The organism is Streptomyces xanthii (assembly GCF_014621695.1).
Classification (GTDB): Bacteria; Actinomycetota; Actinomycetes; order Streptomycetales; family Streptomycetaceae; genus Streptomyces; species Streptomyces xanthii.
The window spans coordinates 4,087,028-4,112,085 of the sequence record NZ_CP061281.1 but is presented as its reverse complement, the minus strand read 5'-3'; the positions used below and the strand labels follow the sequence as shown (position 1 = coordinate 4,112,085).

20 protein-coding genes and 1 tRNA gene are annotated in these 25,058 nt (G+C 71.9%); 9 read left to right on the top strand and 12 right to left on the bottom strand.

Going from position 1 to position 25,058, the window contains the following annotated elements; all coding sequences use genetic code 11:
• Position 1 precedes the first annotated feature (1 nt).
• From dnaJ to dnaK, 3 genes are read right to left on the bottom strand one after another with little or no spacing between them, the layout of a single operon-like run.
• Positions 2–1,195: a molecular chaperone DnaJ gene (dnaJ, locus tag IAG42_RS18660; protein WP_188338113.1), complete on the bottom strand. Its 1,194-nt coding sequence runs from the start codon at positions 1,193–1,195 to the stop codon at positions 2–4.
• 45 nt (positions 1,196–1,240) lie between these two features.
• A complete protein-coding gene (grpE, locus tag IAG42_RS18655) occupies positions 1,241–1,906 on the bottom strand; it encodes a nucleotide exchange factor GrpE (RefSeq protein WP_188338112.1) in 666 nt (221 codons plus the stop codon).
• On the bottom strand, positions 1,903–3,753 hold the full coding sequence (gene dnaK / locus IAG42_RS18650; RefSeq protein WP_188338111.1) for a molecular chaperone DnaK: 1,851 nt from the start codon (positions 3,751–3,753) through the stop codon (positions 1,903–1,905). The genes grpE and dnaK overlap by 4 nt, the downstream gene beginning before the upstream one ends.
• Positions 3,754–3,926: 173 nt before the next feature.
• Between dnaK and IAG42_RS18645 the strand changes: the two genes are divergently transcribed.
• Positions 3,927–4,817 carry a glycosyltransferase family 2 protein gene (locus tag IAG42_RS18645; RefSeq protein ID WP_394811222.1) on the top strand — a complete coding sequence of 297 codons (891 nt, stop codon included), beginning with the start codon at positions 3,927–3,929 and terminating at the stop codon, positions 4,815–4,817.
• Between the two features lie 192 nt (positions 4,818–5,009).
• Here IAG42_RS18645 and IAG42_RS18640 read toward each other — a convergent pair whose 3' ends face one another.
• The 4 genes from IAG42_RS18640 to IAG42_RS18625 form a co-directional block, all read right to left on the bottom strand.
• Positions 5,010–6,083 carry a glycosyltransferase gene (locus IAG42_RS18640; RefSeq protein ID WP_223206061.1) on the bottom strand — a complete coding sequence of 358 codons (1,074 nt, stop codon included), beginning with the start codon at positions 6,081–6,083 and terminating at the stop codon, positions 5,010–5,012.
• A 181-nt stretch (positions 6,084–6,264) separates the two neighbouring features.
• On the bottom strand, positions 6,265–6,681 hold the full coding sequence (locus tag IAG42_RS18635; RefSeq protein ID WP_188338108.1) for a class I SAM-dependent methyltransferase: 417 nt from the start codon (positions 6,679–6,681) through the stop codon (positions 6,265–6,267).
• Positions 6,678–7,661 carry an MraY family glycosyltransferase gene (locus IAG42_RS18630; protein WP_188338107.1) on the bottom strand — a complete coding sequence of 328 codons (984 nt, stop codon included), beginning with the start codon at positions 7,659–7,661 and terminating at the stop codon, positions 6,678–6,680. Before IAG42_RS18630 ends, IAG42_RS18635 begins: the two co-directional genes overlap by 4 nt.
• Before the next feature lies 1 nt (position 7,662).
• On the bottom strand, positions 7,663–8,661 hold the full coding sequence (locus tag IAG42_RS18625; protein WP_188338106.1) for an NAD-dependent epimerase/dehydratase family protein: 999 nt from the start codon (positions 8,659–8,661) through the stop codon (positions 7,663–7,665).
• A 299-nt stretch (positions 8,662–8,960) separates the two neighbouring features.
• Here IAG42_RS18625 and IAG42_RS18620 point away from each other — a divergent pair, with 299 nt between their 5' ends.
• The 5 genes from IAG42_RS18620 (at position 8,961) to IAG42_RS18600 (ending at position 17,015) form a co-directional block, all read left to right on the top strand.
• Positions 8,961–11,243, top strand: a complete 2,283-nt coding sequence (locus IAG42_RS18620; protein ID WP_188338105.1) for a (Fe-S)-binding protein — start codon at positions 8,961–8,963, stop codon at positions 11,241–11,243.
• Positions 11,244–11,464: 221 nt separating this feature from the next.
• A complete protein-coding gene (locus tag IAG42_RS18615; protein WP_188338104.1) occupies positions 11,465–12,979 on the top strand; it encodes an FG-GAP-like repeat-containing protein in 1,515 nt (504 codons plus the stop codon).
• Positions 12,980–13,120: 141 nt separating this feature from the next.
• The gene (locus IAG42_RS18610; RefSeq protein WP_188338103.1) at positions 13,121–14,410 is read left to right on the top strand and encodes an FG-GAP repeat domain-containing protein; all 1,290 of its coding nucleotides are present in this window, start codon (positions 13,121–13,123) and stop codon (positions 14,408–14,410) included.
• 162 nt (positions 14,411–14,572) lie between these two features.
• Positions 14,573–16,045 carry a VCBS repeat-containing protein gene (locus IAG42_RS18605; RefSeq protein ID WP_188338102.1) on the top strand — a complete coding sequence of 491 codons (1,473 nt, stop codon included), beginning with the start codon at positions 14,573–14,575 and terminating at the stop codon, positions 16,043–16,045.
• Between the two features lie 121 nt (positions 16,046–16,166).
• Entirely contained in the window at positions 16,167–17,015 is an 849-nt protein-coding gene (locus tag IAG42_RS18600; RefSeq protein ID WP_188338101.1) for a Yip1 family protein, read from the top strand.
• A 78-nt stretch (positions 17,016–17,093) separates the two neighbouring features.
• On the opposite strand, the gene IAG42_RS18595 is transcribed toward IAG42_RS18600, so the two are convergent.
• Together IAG42_RS18595 and dcd are read right to left on the bottom strand one after the other, a co-directional pair.
• A complete protein-coding gene (locus IAG42_RS18595; protein ID WP_188338100.1) occupies positions 17,094–17,591 on the bottom strand; it encodes a phosphoribosyltransferase in 498 nt (165 codons plus the stop codon).
• Positions 17,592–17,602: 11 nt separating this feature from the next.
• A complete protein-coding gene (gene dcd, locus IAG42_RS18590) occupies positions 17,603–18,178 on the bottom strand; it encodes a dCTP deaminase (RefSeq protein WP_188338099.1) in 576 nt (191 codons plus the stop codon).
• Between the two features lie 507 nt (positions 18,179–18,685).
• Here dcd and IAG42_RS18585 point away from each other — a divergent pair.
• Positions 18,686–18,759, top strand: a tRNA-Gly gene (locus tag IAG42_RS18585).
• A gap of 65 nt (positions 18,760–18,824) precedes the next feature.
• Here IAG42_RS18585 and IAG42_RS18580 read toward each other — a convergent pair.
• From IAG42_RS18580 to IAG42_RS18570, 3 genes are read right to left on the bottom strand one after another with little or no spacing between them, the layout of a single operon-like run.
• Positions 18,825–20,177, bottom strand: coding sequence for a dipeptidase (locus tag IAG42_RS18580; protein WP_188338098.1), 1,353 nt, complete (start codon positions 20,175–20,177; stop codon positions 18,825–18,827).
• A complete protein-coding gene (locus tag IAG42_RS18575) occupies positions 20,174–20,617 on the bottom strand; it encodes a hypothetical protein (RefSeq protein WP_188338097.1) in 444 nt (147 codons plus the stop codon). Before IAG42_RS18575 ends, IAG42_RS18580 begins: the two co-directional genes overlap by 4 nt.
• The gene (locus IAG42_RS18570; RefSeq protein WP_188338096.1) at positions 20,614–22,077 is read right to left on the bottom strand and encodes an APC family permease; all 1,464 of its coding nucleotides are present in this window, start codon (positions 22,075–22,077) and stop codon (positions 20,614–20,616) included. The genes IAG42_RS18575 and IAG42_RS18570 overlap by 4 nt, the downstream gene beginning before the upstream one ends.
• A 256-nt stretch (positions 22,078–22,333) precedes the next feature.
• On the opposite strand from IAG42_RS18570, the gene IAG42_RS18565 reads away from it, so the two are divergent.
• On the top strand, positions 22,334–23,887 hold the full coding sequence (locus IAG42_RS18565; RefSeq protein WP_262928313.1) for a threonine/serine exporter family protein: 1,554 nt from the start codon (positions 22,334–22,336) through the stop codon (positions 23,885–23,887).
• Positions 23,888–23,954: 67 nt separating this feature from the next.
• On the top strand, positions 23,955–24,896 hold the full coding sequence (locus IAG42_RS18560) for a TolB family protein (RefSeq protein WP_188338095.1): 942 nt from the start codon (positions 23,955–23,957) through the stop codon (positions 24,894–24,896).
• The last annotated feature ends 162 nt before the right edge of the window (positions 24,897–25,058 follow it).

Genomic DNA, 25,058 nt, shown 5'->3' with positions numbered 1-25,058 from the left:
CTCAGGCTCCCTTCGCCGCCTGGAACAGTTCTGCCCGTACGTCCGTGTCCTCAGTCGCCTTGGCGTACGACTCGAGGGCCGAACGGGCCTCGTCGGTCAGGTCCTGGTCCTTGGGGACCGCGACCTCGACCGTGACCAGCAGGTCTCCGCGCGTGCCGTCCTTGCGGACGGCGCCCTTGCCGCGGGCCCGCATCGTCCGCCCGTTCGGCGTGCCCGGGGGCAGCTTCAGGGTGACGGACGGGCCGCCGAGGGTCGGGACCTTGACCTCGCCGCCGAGGGCGGCCTCGGTGAACGTCACGGGGACGGTCACCGTCAGGTTGTCGCCCTTGCGGCCGAACACCGGGTGCGCGTCGACGTGGACGACGACGTACAGGTCGCCGGCCGGGCCGCCGCGCTCACCGGGAGCGCCCTTGCCGCGCAGGCGGATGCGCTGCCCGTCGGAGACCCCGGCGGGGATGCGCACCTGCATGGTGCGGGAGGACTTGGCGCGGCCGGAGCCCTTGCAGACCTCACAGGGGGTCTCGGCGATGAGGCCGCGCCCCTTGCAGTCCACACACGGGTCGGTGAGGGAGAAGCCGCCACCGCCGCCCCGCGAGACCTGCCCGGTGCCGACGCAGGTCGGGCACACGCGCGGCGTGCCGTTCTTGTCGCCGGTGCCGGAGCACGCCTTGCAGGGGGCCTGCGAGGACATCCGCAGCGGGACCGTGGCCCCGTCCACCGCCTCGGTGAAGCTGAGCGTCACCTCGGACTCGATGTCCTGGCCCCGGCGCGGCTGGGTACGGGTGCCCGTGCCCGCGCCGCCCCGGTTGAACAGGCCGCCGAAGACATCGCCGATGCCGCCGCCGAAACCACCCTGGCCCTGACTCTGGCCCTGGGCGCCGCCTCCGAAGAGGTCGCCCAGGTCGAAGTTGAACGTGCCGCCGCCGGCGCCGCCGGGTCCCGCACGGAACCCGCCGTTGCCGAACAGGGCACGCGCCTCGTCGTACTCCTTGCGCTTCTTGGCGTCGCCGAGGATGTCGTTCGCCTCGGAGATCTCCTTGAAGCGCTCCTCCGCCTTGGGGTTGCCCTTGTTGGCGTCGGGGTGGTTCTCGCGCGCCAGCTTGCGGTACGCCTTCTTGATCTCGGCGTCCGTGGCGTCCTTGGGGACGCCGAGGACCTTGTAGTAGTCCTTCTCGATGAAGTCCTTGGTGCTCATCGGCCCCGACGTCCCTCCTCACTCATTCCGTTGCGCGTGTGTACGTCAGCCCTTGTCCGGGCCACCGTCGTCCTTCTCGGCATCCTGGTCGGAGGCCTCGTCGGACTTGCCCTGCGCGCCCGGCTGCGGCTCGGCCACGGCCACCCGCGCGGGGCGGATGGTGCGCTCGCCGATCCGGTAACCCGGCTGCAGGATCGCCACGCAGGTCGTCTCGGTGACGTCCGGCGCGTAGCTGTGCATCAGGGCCTCGTGCACGGTCGGGTCGAAGGGCTCGCCCTCCTTGCCGAACTGCTGCAGGCCCATCTTGGCGACGACCGTCTCCAGCGACTCGGCGACGGACTTGAAGCCGCCGACCAGCTCGCCGTGCTCACGGGCGCGGCCCACGTCGTCGAGGACGGGAAGCAGCTCGGACAGGAGGTTCGCGATGGCGATCTCCTTGACCGTGACGCGGTCCCGCTCCACGCGGCGCCGGTAGTTCTGGTACTCGGCCTGCAGGCGCTGGAGGTCCGCGGTGCGCTCGGAGAGCGCGGTGCGCACCTGGTCCAGCTGTGCCGTCAGGGCCACATCACCTGCGGACGAAGCGGAAGCTGAGTCCCCGGCCGGGGCCGCCCCCTCCTTGTCGGAGGGAGCGGTCTTCGGCTCGGCGTCGTCGGCGCCGGAGGGGACGTCAGGCTTCTCGTTCTCCTCGAAGCCCGGGGTCTCCTCCGTCACGCGGCACCGTCCTTGCGGTCCTCGTCGACGATCTCGGCGTCGACGACGTCGTCGTCGGCCTTGGCGTCACCCTGCGGGGCGTCGCCCTCGGGACCGCCGGCGGCCTGGGCGCCCTGGGCGTCGGCGTACATGGCCTGGCCCAGCTTCTGCGAGACGGCGGCGACCTTCTCGGTGGCGGTGCGGATCTCGGCCGTGTCCTCGCCCTTGAGCTTCTCCTTCAGCTCGGCGACGGCGGACTCGACCTCGGTCTTCACGTCACCCGGAACCTTGTCCTCGTTGTCCTTGAGGAACTTCTCCGTCTGGTAGACGAGCTGCTCGCCCTGGTTGCGCGACTCGGCGGCCTCGCGGCGGGCGTGGTCCTCCTCCGCGTACTTCTCGGCCTCTTCGCGCATCCGGTTGACCTCGTCCTTCGGCAGCGAGGAGCCACCGGTGACGGTCATCTTCTGCTCCTTGCCCGTGCCGAGGTCCTTCGCGGTCACGTGCATGATGCCGTTGGCGTCGATGTCGAAGGCGACCTCGATCTGCGGGACACCGCGCGGGGCCGGCGGCAGACCGGTCAGCTCGAACATCCCGAGCTTCTTGTTGTACGCCGCGATCTCGCGCTCGCCCTGGTAGACCTGGATCTGGACGGACGGCTGGTTGTCCTCGGCGGTGGTGAAGATCTCGGACCGCTTGGTCGGGATCGTCGTGTTCCGCTCGATGAGCTTCGTCATGATGCCGCCCTTGGTCTCGATACCAAGCGACAGCGGGGTCACGTCGAGGAGCAGGACGTCCTTGACCTCACCCTTGAGGACACCGGCCTGCAGGGCGGCGCCGATGGCGACGACCTCGTCCGGGTTCACGCCCTTGTTGGCCTCGTTGCCGCCCGTCAGTTCCTTGACGAGCTCGGCGACGGCCGGCATACGGGTCGAGCCACCGACGAGAACGACGTGGTCGATCTCGGAGAGCTGGATGCCCGCGTCCTTGATGACGTTGTGGAACGGCGTCTTGCAGCGCTCCAGCAGGTCGGACGTGAGCTGCTGGAACTGGGCGCGCGTGAGCTTCTCGTCCAGGTGCAGCGGGCCCTCGGCGGACGCCGTGATGTAGGGCAGGTTGATCGTGGTCTCCGTGGAGGAGGACAGCTCGATCTTGGCCTTCTCGGCCGCCTCGCGCAGGCGCTGGAGCGCCATCTTGTCCTTGGAGAGGTCCACGCCGTGGCCGTTGTTGAACTGCTTGACCAGGTAGTCGACGACGCGCTGGTCCCAGTCGTCACCACCGAGGTGGTTGTCACCGTTGGTGGCCTTCACCTCGACGACACCGTCGCCGATCTCCAGCAGCGAGACGTCGAACGTACCGCCACCGAGGTCGAAGACCAGGATGGTCTGGTCGTCCTTGTCGAGGCCGTAGGCCAGGGCGGCGGCCGTCGGCTCGTTGACGATGCGCAGGACGTTCAGGCCCGCGATCTCGCCGGCCTCCTTCGTCGCCTGACGCTCCGAGTCGTTGAAGTACGCCGGGACGGTGATGACCGCGTCGGTGACCTTCTCGCCCAGGTAGGCCTCGGCGTCCCGCTTCAGCTTCTGCAGGATGAAGGCGCTCATCTGCTGCGGGTTGAAGTCCTTGCCGTCCAGGTTGATCTTCCAGTCAGTGCCCATGTGGCGCTTGACCGAGCGGACCGTCCGGTCCACGTTCGTGACCGCCTGGCGCTTGGCGACCTCGCCGACCAGCACCTCGCCGTTCTTCGCGAAGGCGACGACGGACGGCGTGGTCCTGGCGCCCTCCGCGTTCGTGATGACGGTGGGCTCGCCGCCTTCGAGAACGCTGACGACGGAGTTAGTCGTGCCCAGGTCGATGCCGACCGCACGTGCCATTTCGATTCCTCCAGCTGACTACTTGAGTGGAACTGGCTCAAGGGTGCACCACCCCACCCCTCCCCGTCAACAGACCTGAGTCGAGCCCGCTCAACTTTTATTCAGCCCTTATGGGCAAGCAGATTGCCGACGCGCCGCGAGGGGGCGGGAGTTGGACTCGTCCCGGTGCCCTTATGTACCTAATATCCCTTATGGAGTCGCAGCCGCCCCAGGTAGCCGTACTGATGACCTGCCGCGACCGCCGCGCCTCGACGCTCGCCGCCCTCGACGCCCTCGCCGCGCAGACCGGGCTGCCGGCCGGCACGCGCGTGCGGGTCCATCTCGTCGACGCGGGGTCCCGCGACGGCACCGCCGAGGCCGTCCGCCGCGCGCACCCCGGCGTCCAGGTCGCCGAGGCCGGGCCCGACGTCTACTGGAGCCACGGCATGCGCCTCGCCAGCCGCAACAGCCGCGCGGCGGGGCTGCCCGAGCCGACGCACCAGCTCTGGCTCGGCGTCGGGGTGCGGCTGCGGGCCGGGGCGCTCGCGGAGCTCCTCGCGACCGCGCGGCGCTTCGACGACGCGGCGATCGTCGTCGGGGCGGTCGCCCGCGCGGGGGTCACCGTGCGGTCGGGGCGCTCCGGGCCGCCCGCGCTCGCCCTGGTCGAGCCGACGGGGGCGCCCGAGCGCTGTGCCACGTACGACGGGGACGTGGTGCTGGTGCCGTGGGCGGTACGGGAGCGGGTCGGGGACATCGACAAGGTGTTCCGGCACGGGATGGGGGATCACGATCACGGGCTGCGGGCGCGGCGGGCCGGGGTCGCGGCGTACGTGGCTCCGCGAACCGTCGGGGAGTGGGCCGGGGGCGGTTCCGGGCGGCCCGCGTCCTCGGAGCCGGGGATCGGGGTGCGGGAGGCGCTGCGGCGGGTCGCGTCCGAGGCGGAGCGGCCTGTGTGGCCCTGGGCGGTGTACTGCGTGCGGCATGCGGGGGTCCGGGCGCCGGGGTTGATCGTGGCGCCGTACGTTCTGGCGGCACTGCGGGCTGGTCGCACCCGGGGGCGCGGCCACCGGGGTGCCTCGTCTTGAGCGTTGCCGGGTGCGGGCTGGTGGGGGCTGGTCGCGCAGTTCCCCGCGCCCCTGAGATGCGCACTTCGTGCGCGATCTCATCGGGCGCTTGCGCCTCGGGGGAATGCGACCCGAAGGGTCTGCATTTCAGGGGCGCGGGGCTGTGTCCGATCAGCGGCTCCGCCGCGGGGCGCGACCAAGCCCCACCCACCCCTAGCCGCGTACGAGACCAGAAGGACCGTGCTGGACGGCGGCGGCGTACACATGGGCCACCCGGTCGATCCAGGGCTCGGGCGCGTAGGACTCGCTGTGGACGGCGCGGCAGTGCGCGGACAATCCCGGGAACAGGCGCTCGGCCACGTCCAGGGCGGAGCCCAGCGGAGCCGCCCAGGAGGCCACCGTCCCCGTCCCCTCGGCCCGGACGGCCCGCGGCACCGCCGCACCCCCCACGGCCAGCACGGGCACCCCCGCGGCCAGCGCCTCCGCGTAACAGACGGGCAGGTCCTGCGCCCCGCGCCCGGGCACGACGAGCCCGCGCCGCCCCACGAGCCCGGCCCGCAGCCCGCCCCGCCCGACGGGCCCCGAGAACCGTACGGAGGCGGGGGCCGCGGCGCGGCAGGCCCCTTCGAGCGGCCCCGCGCCGAGCACGTCGAGACGCCGGCCCTCGGGCCAGCGGCGCAGCAGGTCGAGGATCCCGGTCTCCGGGGCGAGCCGGCCCACGTAGGTCCAGGGCCCTTCGGGGGCGTCCGGCACGGTCGGCACGGCGGGCGCGAAGTCGGGGATCAGGGCGAGGCGCCGCAGCGGCACCCCGGCGCGCAGGTACTGGTCGCGGGCCGGTTCGGAGCGGACGACGAGCCGGTCGGCGCGGCGCAGCAGCGGGTCGCGGTCGGCGCGGGCGGCGCGGGCCTGCGGCAGCGCGGCGAGCCGGTGCAGGACGCCGCCGGCGCCGCCCTGGGGGCGGGTGTCGCGCAGGGTGGCGACGAGCGGGCCGGTCCAGTCGGCGGCCCAGGCGCGTCCGGCGCCGGGCGGGGCGTGGTGGATGTGGGTGACGTCGGGGGCGAGGGCCCGCAGCGCGCTCAGCGGGCCGCGGCCCTGCCCGGTGACGACGGTGACCGGGCAGGGTGCGCGGCGTCGCGGCGCCGCGTGCAGCGGTCCGCCCGCGGCGGTGACGACGAGGTGCACGTCGTGCCCGGCGCGGACGAGCGCGGCGGCCTGGTCGAGCACGGCGGCGTTCTCCCCACCGGGCCCGCCCGGCCCGTGGAACCCGTGCACCAGCGCGATCCTCACGCGACCACCGCCTCTCCCGGGCCCACGGCCCGCACGGGCACGAGGACCGCTCCGAAGAACCGGGAGCCACCCGGGCACCGGAACCCACCCGACCGCCGAAAGCCCCACACAAGCACCCGCCCCGCACCGAAACCCCCGCCTGCGCGACGGACCACCACCCGCGCACCCGCCGAGGGATCCGTCATGCGAACGCCGCCTCTCCCGCGACCCCGGTCCGTACCAGGGTCAGGTCCTCCTCGAAGGGGCCCGCTCCGGCGAGGATCTGGGGGAGTTCGGGGTGGCGGTCGACCTGGAGGAGGACGCGTTCGCCGGGGGCGACGACCTCTTCCCACATGCCGTCGAGGCGGCGGGTCCAGCGGGTGTCGCGGTCGCCGAGGGCGTACGGGAGCACCTGCCAGGCCGTGTCGCGGGAGGCGGCCCTGCGGACCCCGGCGCGGGGGCCGCCGAAGGGCTCGAAGGAGACGATGCGGCCGCGGTAGCCCGCCCGGCGCAGGGCGCGTCCGAAGCCGCCGTCGTGGGCGCCGGAGTCCAGCACCAGGTCGATCTCGTCCTGGACCAGCCGGCGCACCAGGTCCCGTGCCCCGCCGAACGTCCTCATGTGCGTACCCCTTCGGTTCGTACCGCCTCGGAAGCCTTCGTGTCGCGCAGCGCGAGGAGCACGGCGAGGGCGAGTGCGGCGGCCGGCCACCACACGGCCTCGGGACCGAGCGCGCCCCGGTGCAGCAGCACGCCGACGACGGTGGTGAGCGCGGTCGCGACGCCCAGGGCGACGGCCGCGCCGGGCGCGGTCAGGCCGAGCCGGCGCAGCCGGTGCGCGAGGTGCGCGGGGCGGCGGGCCCGGCGCCGGGTCACCAGGGCGAGCACGGCGTCGGCGGCGGGCAGGGCGGTGAGCGCGAACATCGAGGCGGCCGGTTCGGGCGCGGTGTGCTCCGCGTTGACCAGGAGCGCGGCGCCCGCGACGAGGAACCCCGTGTAGAGCGCGCCGCAGCCGCCGGCCCGGGCCCGCGCCGGGTGCCAGGCGTGCATCAGGTGCCCGGTGAGCGCGGCGGCGAGCAGCGCGAGGAGCACCGCGAGCGCGCCGAGCCCTTCGGCGCCCGCGCACACGCACAGGCCGAGCGCGGTGACGACGCCGACGGTGCCCATGACGCCCTCGGAGGTGTCGAGCTGCCGGAAGGCGTGGGTGACGAAGACGATCCACAGGACGGCGAGGGCCCCGGTGAGCAGCCCGAGCCCGGCCAGGTGGACGACGACGGTGGCGGCCGCGGCCTCGGCGGCGATCCGCACCCGTGCGTCGAGTCCGCCGGGCCGCAGCCCGTCGGCGAGCCCGAGCAGGCCGACGACGGTGGCGCCGGTGAGCAGCGCGGTCGTGGCGGGGTCGAGCGGCACGGCGCCGGTCAGGGCTCCGGCGGCGGCGACCGCCCCGGTGACGGTGAGCAGGGCGAGGCCGCCGACGCGCGGCGCGCCGCGCAGGGCGACGCCCCGGCGGCGGCGCCGGCCGAGCGCGAGGGGGCGCAGGGCGGCGGTCAGCAGGGTGGTGAGCAGCAGTGCGGCCGACGCGGCGGCGGTCCCGTACAGCACGTCAGCCCCGGGCCGCGGCGGCGAGCGGTGCGGCGGGCCGGCGGGCGGCCGCGTCGGCCAGGGCCGCGTCGACGATGTCGTCGAGGGTGCGGCGGGGCCGCCAGCCGGTGAGTGCGCGCAGTTTGCCGGTGTCGGGGATCCGGGTCGGGTCCTCGCCGCCGGGCGCACCGGTGTCGTGGGGGACGAAGCGGAGCGCGGACGGGGAGCCGGCGCGCTCGACGACGAGGCCCGCGAGGTCGGCGACGGCGGTCGGCTCGCCGCAGCCGACGTTGACGACCTCGCCGACGGCGCCGGGGTGGTCCAGGAGCCGCAGCAGCGCGTCGGTGACGTCGTCGACGTGGGCAAGGCAGCGTCGCTGGGTGCCGTCGCCGTGGACGGTGAGGGGCCGGCCGGCGAGCGCCTGCGCGGCGAAGGTGGGCACGACGGCGCCGCAGCCGGGCGCCTGGCGCGGCCCGGCGGTGTTGAACAGGCGGGCGACGGTGACGGGCAGTCCGTGCTCGCGGTGGTGGCCGAGGGCGAGGATCTCGTCGACGGCCTTGGCGGTGGAGTGCGACCAGCGGGCGACGGTGGTCTGGCCGAGGATCCGGTCGTCGGTCTCGGCGAGCGGGCCCGCGCCGTTCTTCCCGTAGATCTCGGAGGTGGAGGCGAGCAGCAGCCGGCGGCGGTGGCGCAGGGCGGCGGCGACGACGGTCTCGGTGCCGCGCACGTTCGCGGTGAAGGAGTCGAGGGGGCGGGCGGCGACGCGGGCGCCGACGGTGGCGGCGAGGTGGACGACGACGTCGCAGCGGCCGGTGAGCTCGTCGACGAGCCGGTCGTCGAGGACGCAGCCGCGTACGAAGCGCAGTCCGCGCTGCGGCCAGGCGCGGTCGAGGTTGGCGCGGTCGCCGGTGGAGAGGTCGTCGAGCACGACGACGGTGTGGCCCCGGTCGAGGAGGGCGTCCGTCAGATGCGAGCCGATGAAGCCCGCGCCGCCGGTGACCAGGTAGGTGAGCGCGTCCATCGGGCCCCTCGACTGATTGCGGTATCGGGATGACACCGGGGGGCTCGCCCGTCCGGATACCGACTTAAGGTAATCCGTTATGTCCAAATATGGGGCGAATAACACGATCTACCGCGCGGCGCAGCCCGAGCCCGCCATCGGGCCCACTGAGTGATACCTCAGCGACACAGATCACGACCCTGGCGACTACATTGCGACCGGGTAAGTGGGTAGTCTCAGACGGACTGCATAAGTTACCGCTTAGTAATCAATCGTCGGTCAACAACGAGACCTCCCCTCGCAGGCCCGAGGAGCCCCCAATGCAACTCGCCGCGATCATCGTGTCGCTGGTTCTGATCGTGGTGGGCGCGGCGCTGTTCGTCCGTGCTCTCCTGCAGATCTACAACTTCATGCGGCTCGGCCAGAACGTGCCCAAGGGCACCCGCACGGACGATCCCGCACAGCGCACCCTCACCGTGGCCAGGGAGTTCCTCGGCCACACCCGCATGAACCGCTGGGGCGTCGTCGGTGTCGCGCACTGGTTCGTGGCGGTGGGCTTCTTCTCCCTGCTGCTGACGATCGTCAACGCCATCGGCCAGCTGTTCCAGGCGGACTGGCTGCTGCCGATCATCGGTGAGTGGGCGCCCTACAACGTCTTCGTCGAGTTCATCGGCACCATGACGGTCCTGGGCATCGTCGTCCTCATCGCGATCCGCCAGCTGTCCCACCCGCGCAAGCCGGGCCGCAAGTCCCGCTTCGCCGGCTCCAACTTCGGCCAGGCGTACTTCGTCGAGGCCGTCATCCTCATCGTCGGCGTCTGCATCTTCATGCTGCACGCCCTCGAAGGCGCCCAGCACCACGTCGACAGCTACGAGGCGTCGTTCTTCATCTCGTACCCCGTCGTGAACGCGCTGGAGGGCCTGGACGTCTCCACGCTCCAGAACCTCACCTACTTCTTCGCCGGTCTGAAGATCGCGACCTCCTTCATCTGGATGATCACGGTCGCCCTGAAGACCGACATGGGTGTCGCCTGGCACCGCTTCCTGGCCTTCCCGAACATCTGGTTCAAGCGCGACGCCAAGGGCGACACCTCGCTCGGCGAGCTGCTCCCGATGACCTCCAAGGGCGAGCCGATCGACTTCGAGGACCCCTCGGACGACGACGTCTACGGCGTCTCGCAGATCGAGCACTTCTCCTGGAAGGGCCTGCTCGACTTCTCCACCTGCACCGAGTGCGGCCGCTGCCAGTCGCAGTGCCCCGCCTGGAACACGGGCAAGCCGCTCTCCCCGAAGCTCCTCATCATGTCGCTGCGCGACCACGCCCACGCCAAGGCGCCCTACCTGCTCGCGGGTGGCGGCAAGACCATGGAGGGCGAGGAGAAGGCCACCGAGGAGCAGCTCAAGGACGTTCCCGCGGCCGCCCTCGCCGAGGCCGAGCGCCCCCTCATCGGCACCGCCGAGGAGAACGGCGTCATCGACCCCGACGTCCTGTGGTCCTGCACCACCTGCGGCGCCTGCGTCGAGCAGTGCCCGGTCGACATCGAGCACATCGACCACATCGTCGACATGCGCCGCTACCAGGTGATGATCGAGTCCGCGTTCCCGTCCGAGGCGGGCACGATGCTCAAGAACCTGGAGAAGAAGGGCAACCCCTGGGGCCTCGCCAAGAAGCAGCGCCTGGAGTGGCTCAAGGAGCTCGACTTCGAGGTGCCGGTCGTCGGCAAGGACATCGAGGACCTCACCGAGGTCGAGTACCTCTACTGGGTCGGCTGCGCCGGCGCCCTCGAGGACCGCGCCAAGAAGACCACCAAGGCCTTCGCCGAGCTGCTCAACATCGCGGGCGTCAAGTTCGCGATCATGGGCGGCGACGAGAAGTGCACCGGTGACTCCGCCCGCCGCCTGGGCAACGAGCCGCTGTTCCAGCAGCTCGGCCAGGAGAACGTCATGGCGCTCAACATGGCCTTCGGCGAGGAGTACGACGACGACGGCAAGGTGACGGAGGAGTCCAAGAAGCCCCGCACCGCCAAGAAGATCGTCGCCACCTGCCCGCACTGCCTCAACACGATCGGCAACGAGTACCCGCAGATCGGCGGCGACTACGAGGTCATCCACCACACCCAGCTGCTCCAGCACCTGGTGGACGAGGGCAAGCTGATCCCCGTGACCCCGGTCGAGGGCATCATCACGTACCACGACCCCTGCTACCTGGGCCGCCACAACAAGATCTACACGCCCCCGCGCGAGATCATCGGCAAGGTCCCGGGCCTGCGCAACGAGGAGATGCACCGCCACAAGGAGCGCGGCTTCTGCTGCGGCGCCGGCGGCGCCCGCATGTGGATGGAAGAGCGCATCGGCAAGCGCATCAACAACGAGCGCGTCGACGAGGCCCTGTCCCTCAACCCGGACATCGTCTCCACCGCCTGCCCGTTCTGCCTCGTCATGCTGACCGACTCGGTCAACGGCAAGAAGAACGACGGCAAGGCCAAGGAGTCCATCCAGGTCGTGGACGTGGCCCAGCTGCTCCTCGACTCCGTCAAGACGCCGGCCGACCCGGCGGGCGAGACGGAGACCGAGGACGCGCCGGAGCCGGAGCCGGTCAAGTAGGCCGCCACTCGGGAGACATCAGCCTCTGAGGCGGACTCCCGTACGACATCGAGGGCATCCCGTGAATTCACGGGGTGCCCTCTCTGTCGTAAGAAAGCCGCTGTAAGAGCCGTACAACCCTTCCGGTTGATCCCGTGTCAAACGGTATGTCGGAAAAGGAACGGGCCCTTTCCGGCCGTCCCCCCGCGCTGCCCGGCCCTCCGTCAGCCCAGGAGCCGCACGTGCGCAAGAACCGTTCGGCCGCCCTCGCAGCGGCGTCATTCCTTCTTCTCGGCGGCATGTTCATCGCCACCGCCCCGTCCGCGTACGCCGGCACGCCCGGCGGGACCCGCGCGAACGACCGCAACACCGACTTCAACGGCGACGGCTACGACGACGTGCTCGTCGGCGCGCCCGGCGCCACCGTCGGCGGGCACACCGGCGCCGGACTCGTCACCGTCCAGTACGGCGGCTCCGGCGGCATGGGCACCACCCGCTCCGCGGTGTTCAGCCAGGACACCACCGGGGTGCCCGGCGGCGCCGAGACCGGGGACGCGTTCGGCCAGGCCGTCGCCACCGGCGACCTCGACGGCGACGGCTACGACGACGCGATCGTCGGCGCGCCCGGCGAGGACCTCGCCTCCTTCGCCGACTCCGGCGGCGGCGTCGTCTTCTGGGGCACACCCAGAGGCCTCACCGGCGCCGACAGCACCTGGCTGCAGTCCGACGAGCTCGCCGCCGGACGCCACTTCGGCTCCGCGCTCGCCGCCGCACGCTTCTCCGACACGACCCCCGGCGACCTCCTCGCCGTCCTCGACGACGCCGGCCTCTCGATCTACCGCTACGAGACGGCCCCCGCCGCCGCCCGCACCACCGGCAAGAACCTCGCCCGCGACTCACGGCGCAACTTCACCCAGAACGCGCCCGCCGCCCGCGCCGCCCAGGACGAACCGGAAGGCATCCAGCCCAAGTCCCTGACCACCGGCGACTACGACGCCAACGGCTTCGCCGACCTCGTCGTCTCCGGCACCTCCGTCGGCTCCGAGCCCGGCCACGGCTGGTCCTACGTCCTGCCCGGCACCGCCTCCGACGCCGACCCGCTGCCCATCCTCGCCGTGCGCGGCGGCCCCGTCGTGGCCTCCGGCGACGTCAACGGCGACGGCAAGGACGACCTGATCACCGGCGAACCCCACAGCCCCGACGACGGCGGCGAGACCATGACCGGCGGCCTCGTCGGCGTCCACTACGGCTCGGCCACCGGCCCCTACGGCGAACCCGAGTGGTGGACGCAGAACACCACCGGAGTGCCCGGCACCGCCGAGAAGGGCGACGGCTGGGGCAGCGACCTCTCCGTCGGCGACACCAACGGCGACGGCTTCGCCGACCTGGCCGTCGGCGCGTCCGGCGAGGACATCGGCACGGTCGCCGACGCGGGCGCGGTCTGGGTGCTGCGCGGGTCCGCCGGCGGTCTCACCGCGACCGGGGTGAAGGACTTCAACCAGAACTCCACGAACGTGCCGGGCACCGCCGAGAAGGGCGACAAGTTCGGCGCGCAGGTCGCGTTCACCGACCCCAACGACGACGGCCGCTTCGGGCTCCTCGCCGCGGCGCCGGGCGAGAACACGAACGACGGCGTGATCTGGGTCTTCTCCGCGGGATCGGGAGGCGTCACCGCGACCGGCTCCTGGACCTACGGTGCGGGTTCCCTCCACGCCCCGTACCAGAACGCCCGCTTCGGAGCCGCCATCGACGACTGATCCGTACCGCCGGGCGGGGCCGCACCCATGCGCGGCCCCGCCCCACGTGACGCAGTAGCCACCCCCCGCCCCTTAACCTCCCGCCCGTCAAAAGCCATCATGTTGCGGTCACACACACAAAAAAGCGGGCGGGGACACACGGTGAACACGAGAACCAGGACACTCGGCATCAGCGGAGCACTGGCGCTCGCCCTCACCCTGCCCCTGACGGCCTGCTCCGGCGGCGACGGCGCCTCCGCCGGCAAGACCGCCCCCTCGGCCCTGGCCGCCAAGAAGGCCCACACCCAGACCCGCCCGATCCCCGAGGGCAAGGGCAGCAAGGTCCCCTCCGACTTCAACGGCGACGGCACCCCCGACCTCGTCCTCGACGACCTCGCCCACAAGGGCCTCGGCGACGACCCCGGCATCGGCATCGTCTACGGCCGCGAGAAGCACGGCCCCGACCCGGCCACCCGCCAACTGCTCTCCCCCGCCGAGTACGCCGCCCCGACGAAGGGCCAGATCCCGGCCGCGTTCAGCTCCGAGGCCGCCTGCGACCTCAACCGCGACGGCTTCTCCGACCTCGTCGTCTCCACCGACCCGCCCTACGACGGCCAGGGCCGGCCCCCCGTCCCCGTGCAGATCCTCTTCGGCTCCCCCACCGGCATCTCCGGCAAGGCCGTCACCCTCCGCATCCCGGACAAGGCCCGCTTCGGCAACGACTGGCCCGACCAGCCCGTGTGCGGCGACTTCGACGACGACGGCGACGGCGACCTCGTCATCCACGCCAGCGGCGGCCGACTCACCTTCCTGCCCGGCCCGTTCACCCGCGCCGGAGCCCCCCGCGGCACCGCCCGCCTCGTCCAGGCCTCCGGCAACGTCCCGGCCGGCCCCGCCTCCGACCTCGACGGCGACGGCGCCGACGACGTCCTCGTCCGCGCCCACACCGGCACCGCCCGCTCCGCCCTCGTACGCGGCGGCCCCACCGGCCCCGGCCGCCCCGGGGCCAAGTACCCCGCGGGCGAGGACGTGGCCTTCGGCCGCTTCGGCACGACCCCCGGCGCGGCGGTCCTCACCACCACCGGCATCACCCTCTACGGCCCCCAGGGCGCGGCGGGCCGCACGGTGAAGGTCCCCGCGCCGACCGGATCGGCCCTGGACGCGGGCGACTTCGACGGCGACGGCCGCACCGACCTCGTCGTCTCCGGCGACGCCGGCGACCCCGTCCGCATGGTGCACGGCGGCACCCGGCTCCTGTCGGGCCCCGACGTGAAGGGCCGCGTCGTCGCCGTCGCGGACTTCGACGGCGACGGCAAGGGCGACCTCGTCCTGCAACGGGCCGCGGCGGACGGCGACACCGACACGGTCGAGGTGCTGCGCGGCGTCACCGAGCCCGCCATCGCCTCTCCCGACGCCGCACTCGCCTTCTCCACCACGGTGTTCACCGGCTGACACAAATTGTCACCGCCCCCGTACAACCCTTGCACCCCACAAGGAGTCTCCTGTTCGCCGAACCGCCGATCATGCCCCGGACAACTCCGGGTGAACGACGGCGAAACCGGCACCTCATCGTCGCGGATGCCCGCCAGGCATCCCCTGCAGCAGGAGCCACGCATGGCCAAGCACAGACACCTCCTCACGGCGACCGCCGTCGCCGCGGCCCTCACCGGCGCCCTCGCCGTCACCGCCACGGGCACGGCCACGGCCGGCGACTCCGTCCACCACCACGAGGCCGACTTCAACGGTGACGGGTACGGCGACGTCGCGTTCTCCGCGGGCGACGCGACCGTCGCGGGCTACAAGGAGGCCGGCTCGATCGTCGCCCTCTACGGCTCCCCCACCGGCGTCAGCGGCACCAAGCGCGCCACCCTCACCCAGAACTCGCCGGGCGTTCCGGGCGGCGCCGAGAAGGGCGACCACTTCGGCTGGATGAGCGCCTACGGAGACTTCAACAAGGACGGCTTCGACGACCTCGCCGTGTCCGCCTCCTTCGAGGACATCGACGGCGACACCGACGGCGGCATGGTCACCATTCTGTGGGGGTCCGCCGGCGGCCTGACCGGCGGCACCACGCTCCCCGACCCGGCGGTCTCCTCCCACGACCGCTGGGGCAAGACCCTCGCCGCGGGCGACTTCGACGGCGACGGGGTCGAAGACCTCGCGGTCGGCTCCACCGGCGCCGCCGTCTACGTCTACAAGGGCGGCATCACCAAGTCCGGTACCTCGGGCGGCCGTTACACCGTCAAGCCGAATGTCATCGCCGCCAGCGACGCGGGCCCGCTCAACCTCACCGCCGGTGACGTCAACGGCGACAAGAAGACCGACCTGATCGTCAACGGCTACGAGACCAGCTCCGGCTGGAACACCAACTACTACGTCCCCGGCTCCGCCTCCGGCCTCACCATGAGCGGCGCCAAGCAGCTCAAGCGCGGCGTGATCACCGGCATCGGCGACGTGAACGGCGACGGCTACGCCGACATCGTCACCGGCCAGGACTTCGACCCGTCCAAGGACGGCTCCCCCTCCGTCCCCGAGTCCGTGGTCGGCGGCCAGGTCCACATCACGTACGGCTCGGCCACCGGCCCGGCCGACACCACCAACGTCACCCAGGACTCCGGCAACGTCCCCGGCGGCTCCGAGCGCGGCGACTGGTTCGGCGGCGAGGTCTCCCTCGGCGACATCAACGGCGACGGCTACCAGGACCTGGTCGTGGGCGCCGCCGGTGAGAACCTCGGCGACCCCTCGGTCGTCGACACCGGGGCGGTCACCGTCCTCTACGGTTCCCCGAACGGCATCGACACGCTCTCGGGCACCCAGTTCTTCGCCCAGTCCACCGCCGGCGTCCCCGGCGACGACGAGGCGTACGACTACTTCGGCTCCGAGGTGAAGCTCACCGACGTCACCGGCGACGGCAAGTCCGACCTGACGATCGGCGCCCTCGGCGAGAACGACTTCAACGGCTCCCTGACCTACCTCCCGTCCAACGGCACCAAGATCACCACGACGGGCGCCCGCTCGATCTCCACGACGGCCGCCGGCGTCAGCACGGACGGCTACCCGGAGTTCGGCGCCAACGCCGCCAACTGACCCCCGCCCCCGGTGGTGCCCCCTAGGGGGCCCCGTAATGGATGTCACAGCTCAGCCGCAATGCCGGGCCCGGTCCCCCGGGCTCGGCACCGGGCCGTCGAAACCAGGTACGTTCGACTACGTGGCTGGATTCAGGAACGGACGCGGCCGGGACAACCGCGAAGCGCCGCAGCAAGGGCACCCCCCGCACGCCCCGTACGGACAACCGCAGCAGCAGTACCCGCAGCAGCCGTACGGGCAACCGCCGCAGGCGCCTCAGCAGCAGTGGCCCCAGGGCGGCGGGCACGGCGAGCCGGAGTACTTCGGCGGCGGCCACGACCCGTACGCGGCGAACAACCCGGGCCACACGCAGGCCTTCTCGGTGCACGAGGACCCGTACAACCAGGGCGCCACGTACCAGGCGGGCGCGGCCCCGGCGGGCCCCGTCGGCCCCCGCCTGCACTGGAAGGAACTCCTCTCCGGAGTCGTCCTGCGCCCCAACCAGACGTACCTCCAGATGCGGGACTACGCGATGTGGGGCCCGGCCCTCGTCGTGACCTTCGTCTACGGCCTGCTCGCGATCTTCGGCTTCGACGGAGCCCGCGAGGACGTGATCAACGCGACGATGTCGTCGGCGATCCCCTACGTCCTGACCACCGGCGTCGCCGTCACGATCAGCTTCTTCATCCTCGGCGTCGTCACGCACACCCTGGCCCGCCAGCTCGGCGGCGACGGCGCGTGGCAGCCCACGGTCGGCCTGTCCATGCTGATCGCCTGCCTGACGGACGCCCCGCGTCTGGTCGTCGGCATGTTCCTCGGCGGCGACGAGATGTTCGTGCAGCTGCTCGGCTGGGCCACCTGGCTGGCCGCCGGCGCCCTGCTGACCTCGATGGTCTCCAAGTCCCACGACCTCCCCTGGCCGAAGGCCCTGGCCGCGTCCGCGATCCAGCTGATCGCCCTGCTGTCGATCATCAAGCTGGGCACGTTCTGACCCGCAGAGGACCAGACAGAAGGGCCCGGCGCCGTCGGAGATCGACGGCGCCGGGCCCTTCTTCACATCTGCTGCGCCTCAGGCGTCGAGAACCTGGTCGTCCCGCTTCACGACGGGCGGCTCGACGGACCACGGGAAGTTGATCCAGTCGTCCGTGCGCTTCCACACGTACTCGCACTTCACCAGCGAGTGCGACTTCTCGTAGATCACCGCGGAGCGGACCTCGGCGACGTGGTCGAGGCAGAAGTCGTGGACCAGCTTCAGCGTCTTGCCGGTGTCGGCGACGTCGTCGGTGATCAGGACCTTCTTGTCGCTGAAGTCGATCGCGTTCGGCACCGGGGCGAGCATGACCGGCATCTCGAGGGTGGTGCCCACACCGGTGTAGAACTCCACGTTGACCAGGTGGATGTTCTTGCAGTCCAGGGCGTAGGCGAGGCCGCCCGCGACGAAGACGCCGCCGCGCGCGATGCTCAGGATGATGTCCGGCTCGTAGCCGTCGTCGGCGATGGTCTGCGCGAGCTCGCGCACGGCGCCGCCGAACATCTCGTACGTAAGGTTCTCGCGCACGTCACTCATGTTGCTGCCGCTCACACCTGGGTCCGATGGAAATTCTGGAAGGAGCGGGAGGCCGTCGGCCCACGCTGCCCCTGGTAACGCGAACCGTATCGCTCGCTGCCGTACGGGTACTCGGCGGGCGACGACAGCCGGAACATGCACAGCTGGCCGATCTTCATGCCGGGCCACAGCTTGATCGGCAGGGTCGCGAGGTTCGACAGCTCGAGCGTGACGTGCCCGCTGAAGCCCGGGTCGATGAACCCGGCGGTCGAGTGCGTCACCAGGCCGAGCCGGCCCAGCGAGCTCTTGCCCTCGAGGCGCGAGGCGAGGTCGTCGGGCAGCGAGATGACCTCGTACGTCGACGCGAGCACGAACTCGCCCGGGTGCAGGATGAACGGCTCGTCGCCCTCCGGCTCCACCGTCCGGGTCAGATCCGCCTGCTCGACGCTCGGGTCGATGTGCGGGTACTTGTGGTTCTCGAACACCCGGAAGTAGCGGTCGAGACGTACGTCGATGCTCGACGGCTGCACCATGGATTCGTCGTAGGGATCGATCCGCACCCGCCCGGCGTCGATCTCGGCCCGGATGTCCTTGTCTGAGAGAAGCACTCACTGAGGATACGCAGAGCGCGGGGGCCCGCCACAATCGGCGGGCCCCCGCGCTGAGCCGTCCTCGCTGCCTACCGCTTGTCGGCGCCCACCGGAACCGCGTGCCGGAGCCGGGCGCAGCGCGGGCACCGGATGAGCCGGCCGGGACCGAGTCGGTCGGCCTGCTGCATCGGGAACGAAGCGGTGCTGAACACGTGCCCCTCGGCACATCGGACGACGGTGCGCTCCATCGAGTCCATCAAGTCCCGGAGTCCCTTCCCCACGAGCCATGTGGTCAGTTTCCTGACCGACGACGGGGTCACATTACGGGATGAAAGGGACGCGAATCCACGCGGCGCTCCGCCTCTGAACAACCCTCGCGCGGTCCCCCCACCGTACGCCCCAACTCCCTTCACCCGCAGTCACTTCCAGGCCCCGGAACGCAGCCGGGCCCCGGCGCTCACGCGCCCGGGGCCCGGGATGAGGTACAGTGTCCGCCAGTACGGATCAGTTCAACGGCCGTACCGCGCGGGTGTAGTTTAATGGTAGAACATCAGCTTCCCAAGCTGAGAGCGCGAGTTCGATTCTCGTCACCCGCTCCACCGGACCCCCGAGTCGTCGACTCGGGGGTTGTTTGTTTTCACGGTTCTCACGGTTCTCACGGTTCTCACGGGGTGGCGCGGGTCGCGAACTCTTTCAGGAACAGGGCCTCCACGTGGGCCATGTGCTCGATCTCCGTCGGGTCGACGCTCTCGTTCGGGGCGTGGATGAGGCAGCGGGGTTCCTCCACTCCCATGAGGATGATCTCGGCGCGGGGGTAGGCCGAGGCGAAGACGTTGCACAGGGGGATGGAGCCGCCCTGGCCGAGGAAGGCGAGGGGTTTGCCGTAGACCTCGCTCATGGCCGTGCCGAGGGCCTGGTAGGCGGGGCCGTCGGTGGCGGCGCGGAACGGGGAGCCCGTGCTCTCCGTCTCGACGGTGACGCGGGCGCCCCAGGGGGCGGCTTGGGTGAGGTGTTTGGTGAGGGCCTCGCGGGCGGTGCCGGCGTCCATGTCCGGCGGGACGCGGAGGCTGACGCGGGCGCGGGCGGTGGCGGGGACGGCGGCCGCGGAGCCGACGACGGGCGGGCAGTCGATGCCGAGGACGGTGACGGCGGGGCGGGCCCACAGCCGGTCGGCGACCGTGCCGGTGCCGGTGAGGTGGACGCCGTCCAGGACGCCGGCGTCGCGCCGGAAGGTCGCCTCGTCGTAGCCGACGCCCTCCCAGGTGCCCTCGCAGTCCAGGCCGTCGATCCGGGTGGCGCCGGTGGCCGGGTCGCGCAGCGTCGACAGGGTCTGGATCAGGGCGGCGAGCGCGTCGGGGGCGGGGCCGCCGAACATGCCCGAGTGGATCTCGCCCTCGAGGGTGTCGAGGGTGACGACGAGGTTGGCGAGGCCGCGCAGGGTGATCGTCGCGGTGCCGGTGCCGACCTCCGCGTTGCCGGTGTCGCACACCAGCAGGGCGTCGGCGAGGAACTCCTCCGGGTGCTCGGTGACGTACGCCTCCAGGCCGCCCGTGCCCTGCTCCTCCGAGCCCTCCGCGACGAACTTCAGGCCTACGGGGATGTCGTCGCCGAGCGCCCTGAGCGCGGTGAGGTGCATGACGATGTTGCCCTTGCAGTCCGCGGTGCCGCGCCCGTACCAGCGGCCGTCGCGCTCGGTCAGGGTGAAGGGCGGGGTGGTCCAGGCGGCGTCGTCGAGCGGCGGCTGGACGTCGTAGTGGCAGTAGAGCAGGACGGTGGGCGCGCCGGGCGGGGGCGGGCGGTGGCCGACGACGGCGTGGCTGCCGTCGGAGGTCTCGACGAGGTGCACGTCGTGCAGGCCGGCCTCGGAGAAGGCGTCGGCGACCCAGCGGGCGGCCTTGTGGCACTCCTCGGGCGGGTACTGGCGGGGGTCGGCGACCGAGGGGACGGCGACGAGGTCGGTCAGGTCCTGCTTCGCGCGCGGCATCAACGCCGCGATGCGTGCGGCCAGTTCACTCATGCGTTTCGCCTCACCGTGTCGTCGGTCTTCAGGTCGTCGAGCTTGTCCTTGAACGTGTCGAGCTTGTCGGGGCAGTAGATCTTCAGGATCTCGGCCTCGGCGCGCAGGGCGCGGGCGTCTCCGATGACGGGGCGCTGGCCGACGAAGGCGGCGCCGTTGGAGACGTTGATCTTCCAGAGGGCGGAGGCGAGGGCGCCGGCGGGGTCCTCGCAGACGGTGCCGCCGTCGGTGCCGAGGGCCCGTTCGATCGTCTCCGTGTCGGGGCGGGGGTAGCCGGCCTCCTCGGCGGCGTCGGCGAGCTGGTTCGCCTTCTTCGCCGCCTCGTTGCCGGTCTTCACGCTCTCGTACTGGATGATTCCGATGATCGCGAGGGCGACGAGGAGGACGATCGCGCCGACGTAGATCCACTTGTGTTCGGAGGCGAAGCGGGTGGGGCTCATGACGTGCCGCCTTCCTCGGCGGCCTCGGTGCGCCAGCCGGGTTTGCGGAACTTGAGGAACGCCCACGGGATGAGCAGGCCGAGGATGATCAGGCCGGAGCCGATGAGCAGGACGTACGACCAGACGCTGCCGCTGCCGAACTGCGAGGGCGGTACGAAGCCGATGGCGAGCGCGGCGAGGGAGGCCAGCAGGCCGACCGTGCACAGGAGGCCGAGGGCGGGGACGCGGTAGCCGCGCGGGTGGTCGGGCTGGGTCTTCCGCAGGCGCATCGCGGCGACGAACATCAGCAGGTAGACGATGAGGTACACCTGCGTGGTGATCGTCGAGAAGATCCAGTACACGTTGGAGACGTTCGGGATCAGCGCGTACAGCAGGGCGATGACGGTGGTGACGACGCCCTGGGTGACGAGGATGTTCTGCTGGATGCCGAACTTGTTGAGCTTCTGCAGGAACGGCGGCAGGTATCCCTCGCTGCGGGAGATCTCGAGGAGGCCCTTCGAGGGTCCGGCGAGCCAGGTGAGCATGCCGCCGAGGGCCGCGGAGATCAGCATCACGGCGGCGATCGGGGTCATCCAGCCGATGTGGAAGTGGGAGAAGAAGGCGTCGAAGGCCTGCATCACGCCCGCGGTGAGGCTGAGTTGGTTCGCGGGGACGACCCAGCTGATGGCCAGGGCGGGCAGGATGAAGATCAGCAGGACGAGGCCCATCGCCAGGAACATCGACTTCGGGTACTCCTTCGCCGGGTTCTTCAGCGAGGAGACGTGGACCGCGTTCATCTCCATGCCGGAGTAGGAGAGGAAGTTGTTGACGATGAGGACCAGGCTCGCGAGGCCGGTCCACGCCGGCAGGAGGTGGTCCGAGGTCATGGGGGCGGCGGAGGCGTTGCCCTGGCCGAGGAAGACCATGCCGAGGACCACGAGGAGGGTGCCCGGGATGAGCGTTCCGATGATCAGGCCCCAACTGGACAGTCCGGCCAGGGCTTTGGTGCCGCGTGAGGACACCCAGACGCCGGTCCAGTACAGGACCATGATGACGATCGCCGTGTAGAGGCCGTTGGAGGCGAGGGACGGGTCGATGACGTACGCGATGGTGCTCGCGACGAAGGCGAGCAGGCTCGGGTAGTAGAAGATCGTCATCGCGAACTGGCACCACACGGCGAGGAATCCGAGCGGCTTGGACAGTCCTTCGCTCACCCACCGGTAGACGCCGCCCGACCAGCCGGAGGCGAGTTCGGCCGAGACCAGGGCGGTCGGCAGCAGGAACACGATCGCCGGGACGAGGTAGAGGAAGACGCAGGCCAGGCCGTAGACGGCCATGGTGGGCGCGGCCCGGAGGCTGGCCACCGACGCGGTCGTCATCAGGGCCAGGGTCACCCAGGACAGGGTCGGCCGGGCGGTCGCTCTCACCTCCGCCCGCTCGGCCTGTCTCGGAGTGTCCGCCGGAACGTCCATCGATGCCATCAGGCCCTCCTGGGAGCTGTGGACGAGGTCGGGGACAGCCTCGGCGGGGTCGCGGCCGGGCGCAGGACGAGTGGGCCGTTCGGGTGAGGCGGGCGGGGAGGGTGGGGCGGGTGGGGCCGGTTCCGGGAGGCGGATCCGGGGGCCGGTTGCCGGGCCGGGTGAGGCGGGACCGGTCCCGGGGGCGCGGGGTCCGAGATGCCGAGCGCCCGGCGCGCGTGCAGGCTGGAGCCCCTGGCGCCGGAGCGAGGAGACGGGCGTGGAGCGACGCGAGGCCGCGGGGGCGGAGCGGGACGGGGGCATGGGCCCCGGTGCCGGCCCCGGCCCCGGCCCCGGCCCCGGCCCCGGTCCTGATGGTGCGGCGGGGCTCGCCGGTCCGGTGCAGCCCGGCGCCCCTGCGGAGCCCGGCGATCCGGCGGGGCTCGGCGCCCCTGCGGAGCCCGGCGCCCCCGCGGGGACCGGCGATCCGGCGGAGCCCGGCGCCCCCGCGGAGCCCGGCGCCCCCGCGGTGTCCGGCGATCCGGCGGGGCTCGGCGCCCCTGCGGTGCCCGGCGCCCCTGCCGGGCTCGACGAGCTGGTCGTGTTCCTGTCCCGGCTGACGGGGCTTCTGCTGCGTACCTCCGGTGAGGGCGCGCACCTCGTGGAACGGGCGGTCGCGGACAGTGCCCGCGCGTACGGCGGTTCCGCGACGCTGCTGCTGGTGCCGGAGGCGGCCGCGGTGGCGGTGACCTCGGCGGACGGCCGGACCCGGACCGTCACCGTGCACGGTGTCCCGGAGGTGTTCCGGCTCGATCAGGTCGCCGCGTTGAAGCCGCTGCTCGCCAAGGTGCGGGGCGGCCGGATCGGGCTCGCGGAGGCGGACCGGCGGCTGGCGGCGATCGTGGCGGCGCCGGCGCCGTACCCGTGGTGGCTGAAGTTCCTCGGCATCGTGCTGTTCTCGCTGGGGTTCTCCCCGCTGATGCAGCCGACCTGGTACGAGATCGGCGCCACGGCCGTGCTGGGCGCGCTGGCCGCGGGGCTCGCGGTCGCGGCGGACCGAGTGCCGGTGCTGGAACGGATCCTGCCGCTGGTGGTGTCGGTCGCCGTGTCCGTCGTCACGATCGAGGTGTTCGCGGACGATCCGGCGCGCGGCGGTCCGGTGCTGCTGATGCTCCCGGCGCTGTTCTACTTCGTGCCCGGCGACTATCTGAGCGCGGCCACCGCCGAGCTGTCGGCGGGCCTGATCACGACGGGTGCGATCCGGCTCGTCTACTCGGTGTTCCTGCTGGTCCAGCTGTATCTCGGGGTGCTGCTCGGCGTCGTCGTGACCGGCACCGACACCCGCGCTCTGTTCGACGTGGCGGCGGACGCGGATCTGCCCCGGTGGGCGCTGTTCCTGGCGTGGATCGTATTCACGGCGGGCACGGTGCTCGCGTTCGCGATCCCTGTGCGGTTCTTCGTGCCGCTGCTGGTGCTCGTGTACGTCACCGTGGGCGTGCAGTCGGCGTTCACGAAGCTGGTCGGGGAGACGGGCGGTACGTTCGTCGCCGCCGCCGTCCTGGCGGCGGCGGCCACGCTGATCGCCCGCCGCCCGGGCCGCCCGCCCCGGCTGATCCTGCTGCTCCCGGGCTTCTTCACCCTGACCGTCGGCTCGCTCGGCATGCGCGGCCTGACGACGCTGGCCGGCGGCTACGTCATCGAGGGCTTCCAGGACCTGATGAAGCTCGTCACGATCGTCACGGCGCTGGCGGTGGGGCTGGTGGTGGGCGGGGCGCTGGTGGAGGGCGGGGGCCTCCGGCGTACGGCGTCCCGGGACGTGACCGAGTCCCTGTGACGTTCCTTGATCGGCTTCCGCTCTTGTAGCGGGGGCCGGAGACACCGGCTGCCCCAGAAGGGCTCAAGTGCTTCTCAAACGCGTCGTGTTGACCGTGGGGATCGTCGTCGCCGCCGGCCTGCCGACAGCAGGGACCGCTGTGGCGGGGCAGGAGTCCGCGGCCGGTCGGATCACCGTCACCGACTACTCCTCCGGTTCTCCCGCACTGGTCACGCTCGACCCGGCGAGCGGCGGCGTCATCCGGACCCTCGCGCAGAACGCCCAGGAGGGTGTCCTGTCCCCGAAGGGCTCCACCGTGGCGTTCGTCCAGCGTGACGACACCTGCATCCCGCAGCCCGAGGGCTGCGCGTACGCCCGGAACCTGGTGCTCGCCGGCAGCGACGGCAGTGACCGGCGCGTGCTGGTCCCGGGCATCGCGCCCGAGGCGAACGAGGCTCCGTACGTCGCGCTGCCCGACTGGTCGCCCGACGGCAAGCGGATCGTCTACTCCAGCCCTCGCGGTATGGAGTGGATCAGGACCGACGGCACGGGTCAGGAGGTGCTCACACCGGCCGGCGGCGCGGGCACGTTCTCGCCGGACGGCAAGACCATCGCGTTCGTGCGGACCAGCACGTACGAGACGCCGGACGGCTGGGAGTCCGGCCGGGACGTCTGGATCATGGACGTCGCGACCCGTGAGGTGCGCCAGGTCAGCACCGCGCGCGACGCGTCGTCCGGGCCCGTCGACTGGTCCCCCGACGGACAGCGCATCGCCTACGTCACCGACAACGGCCTGGCCACCGTCGACGTGGCGACCGGCGCCACGACACAGTTGCAGAACAACTGGACGACCTACCTCACCGGCGTCCAGGGCCCGGTCTTCTCCCCCGACGGCACCCGGATCGCCTTCTCCGCGGTGAACACCGTCGACTACACGCGCAGCACGTACGTCGCCGGCGCGACGGACGGAAGCGACCCCCAGGTCCTGACGTCCCAGGGGTCGACCCCGACGGACTGGCTGGAGGAGTAGCACCGGCACCCGTCGCGGGCCCGCTCCTCACCTGTGCCGCGGGCCCGCGACCGGTCGTCGTGTCGGACGGCGACGCCCGTGCGGGGATGTGACGTAACCCTTACGCCTGCCCCGCCGGGCTTACTCCGGGCCGTCCCGCGGTGTGGACTCGTGGGCGTCCGC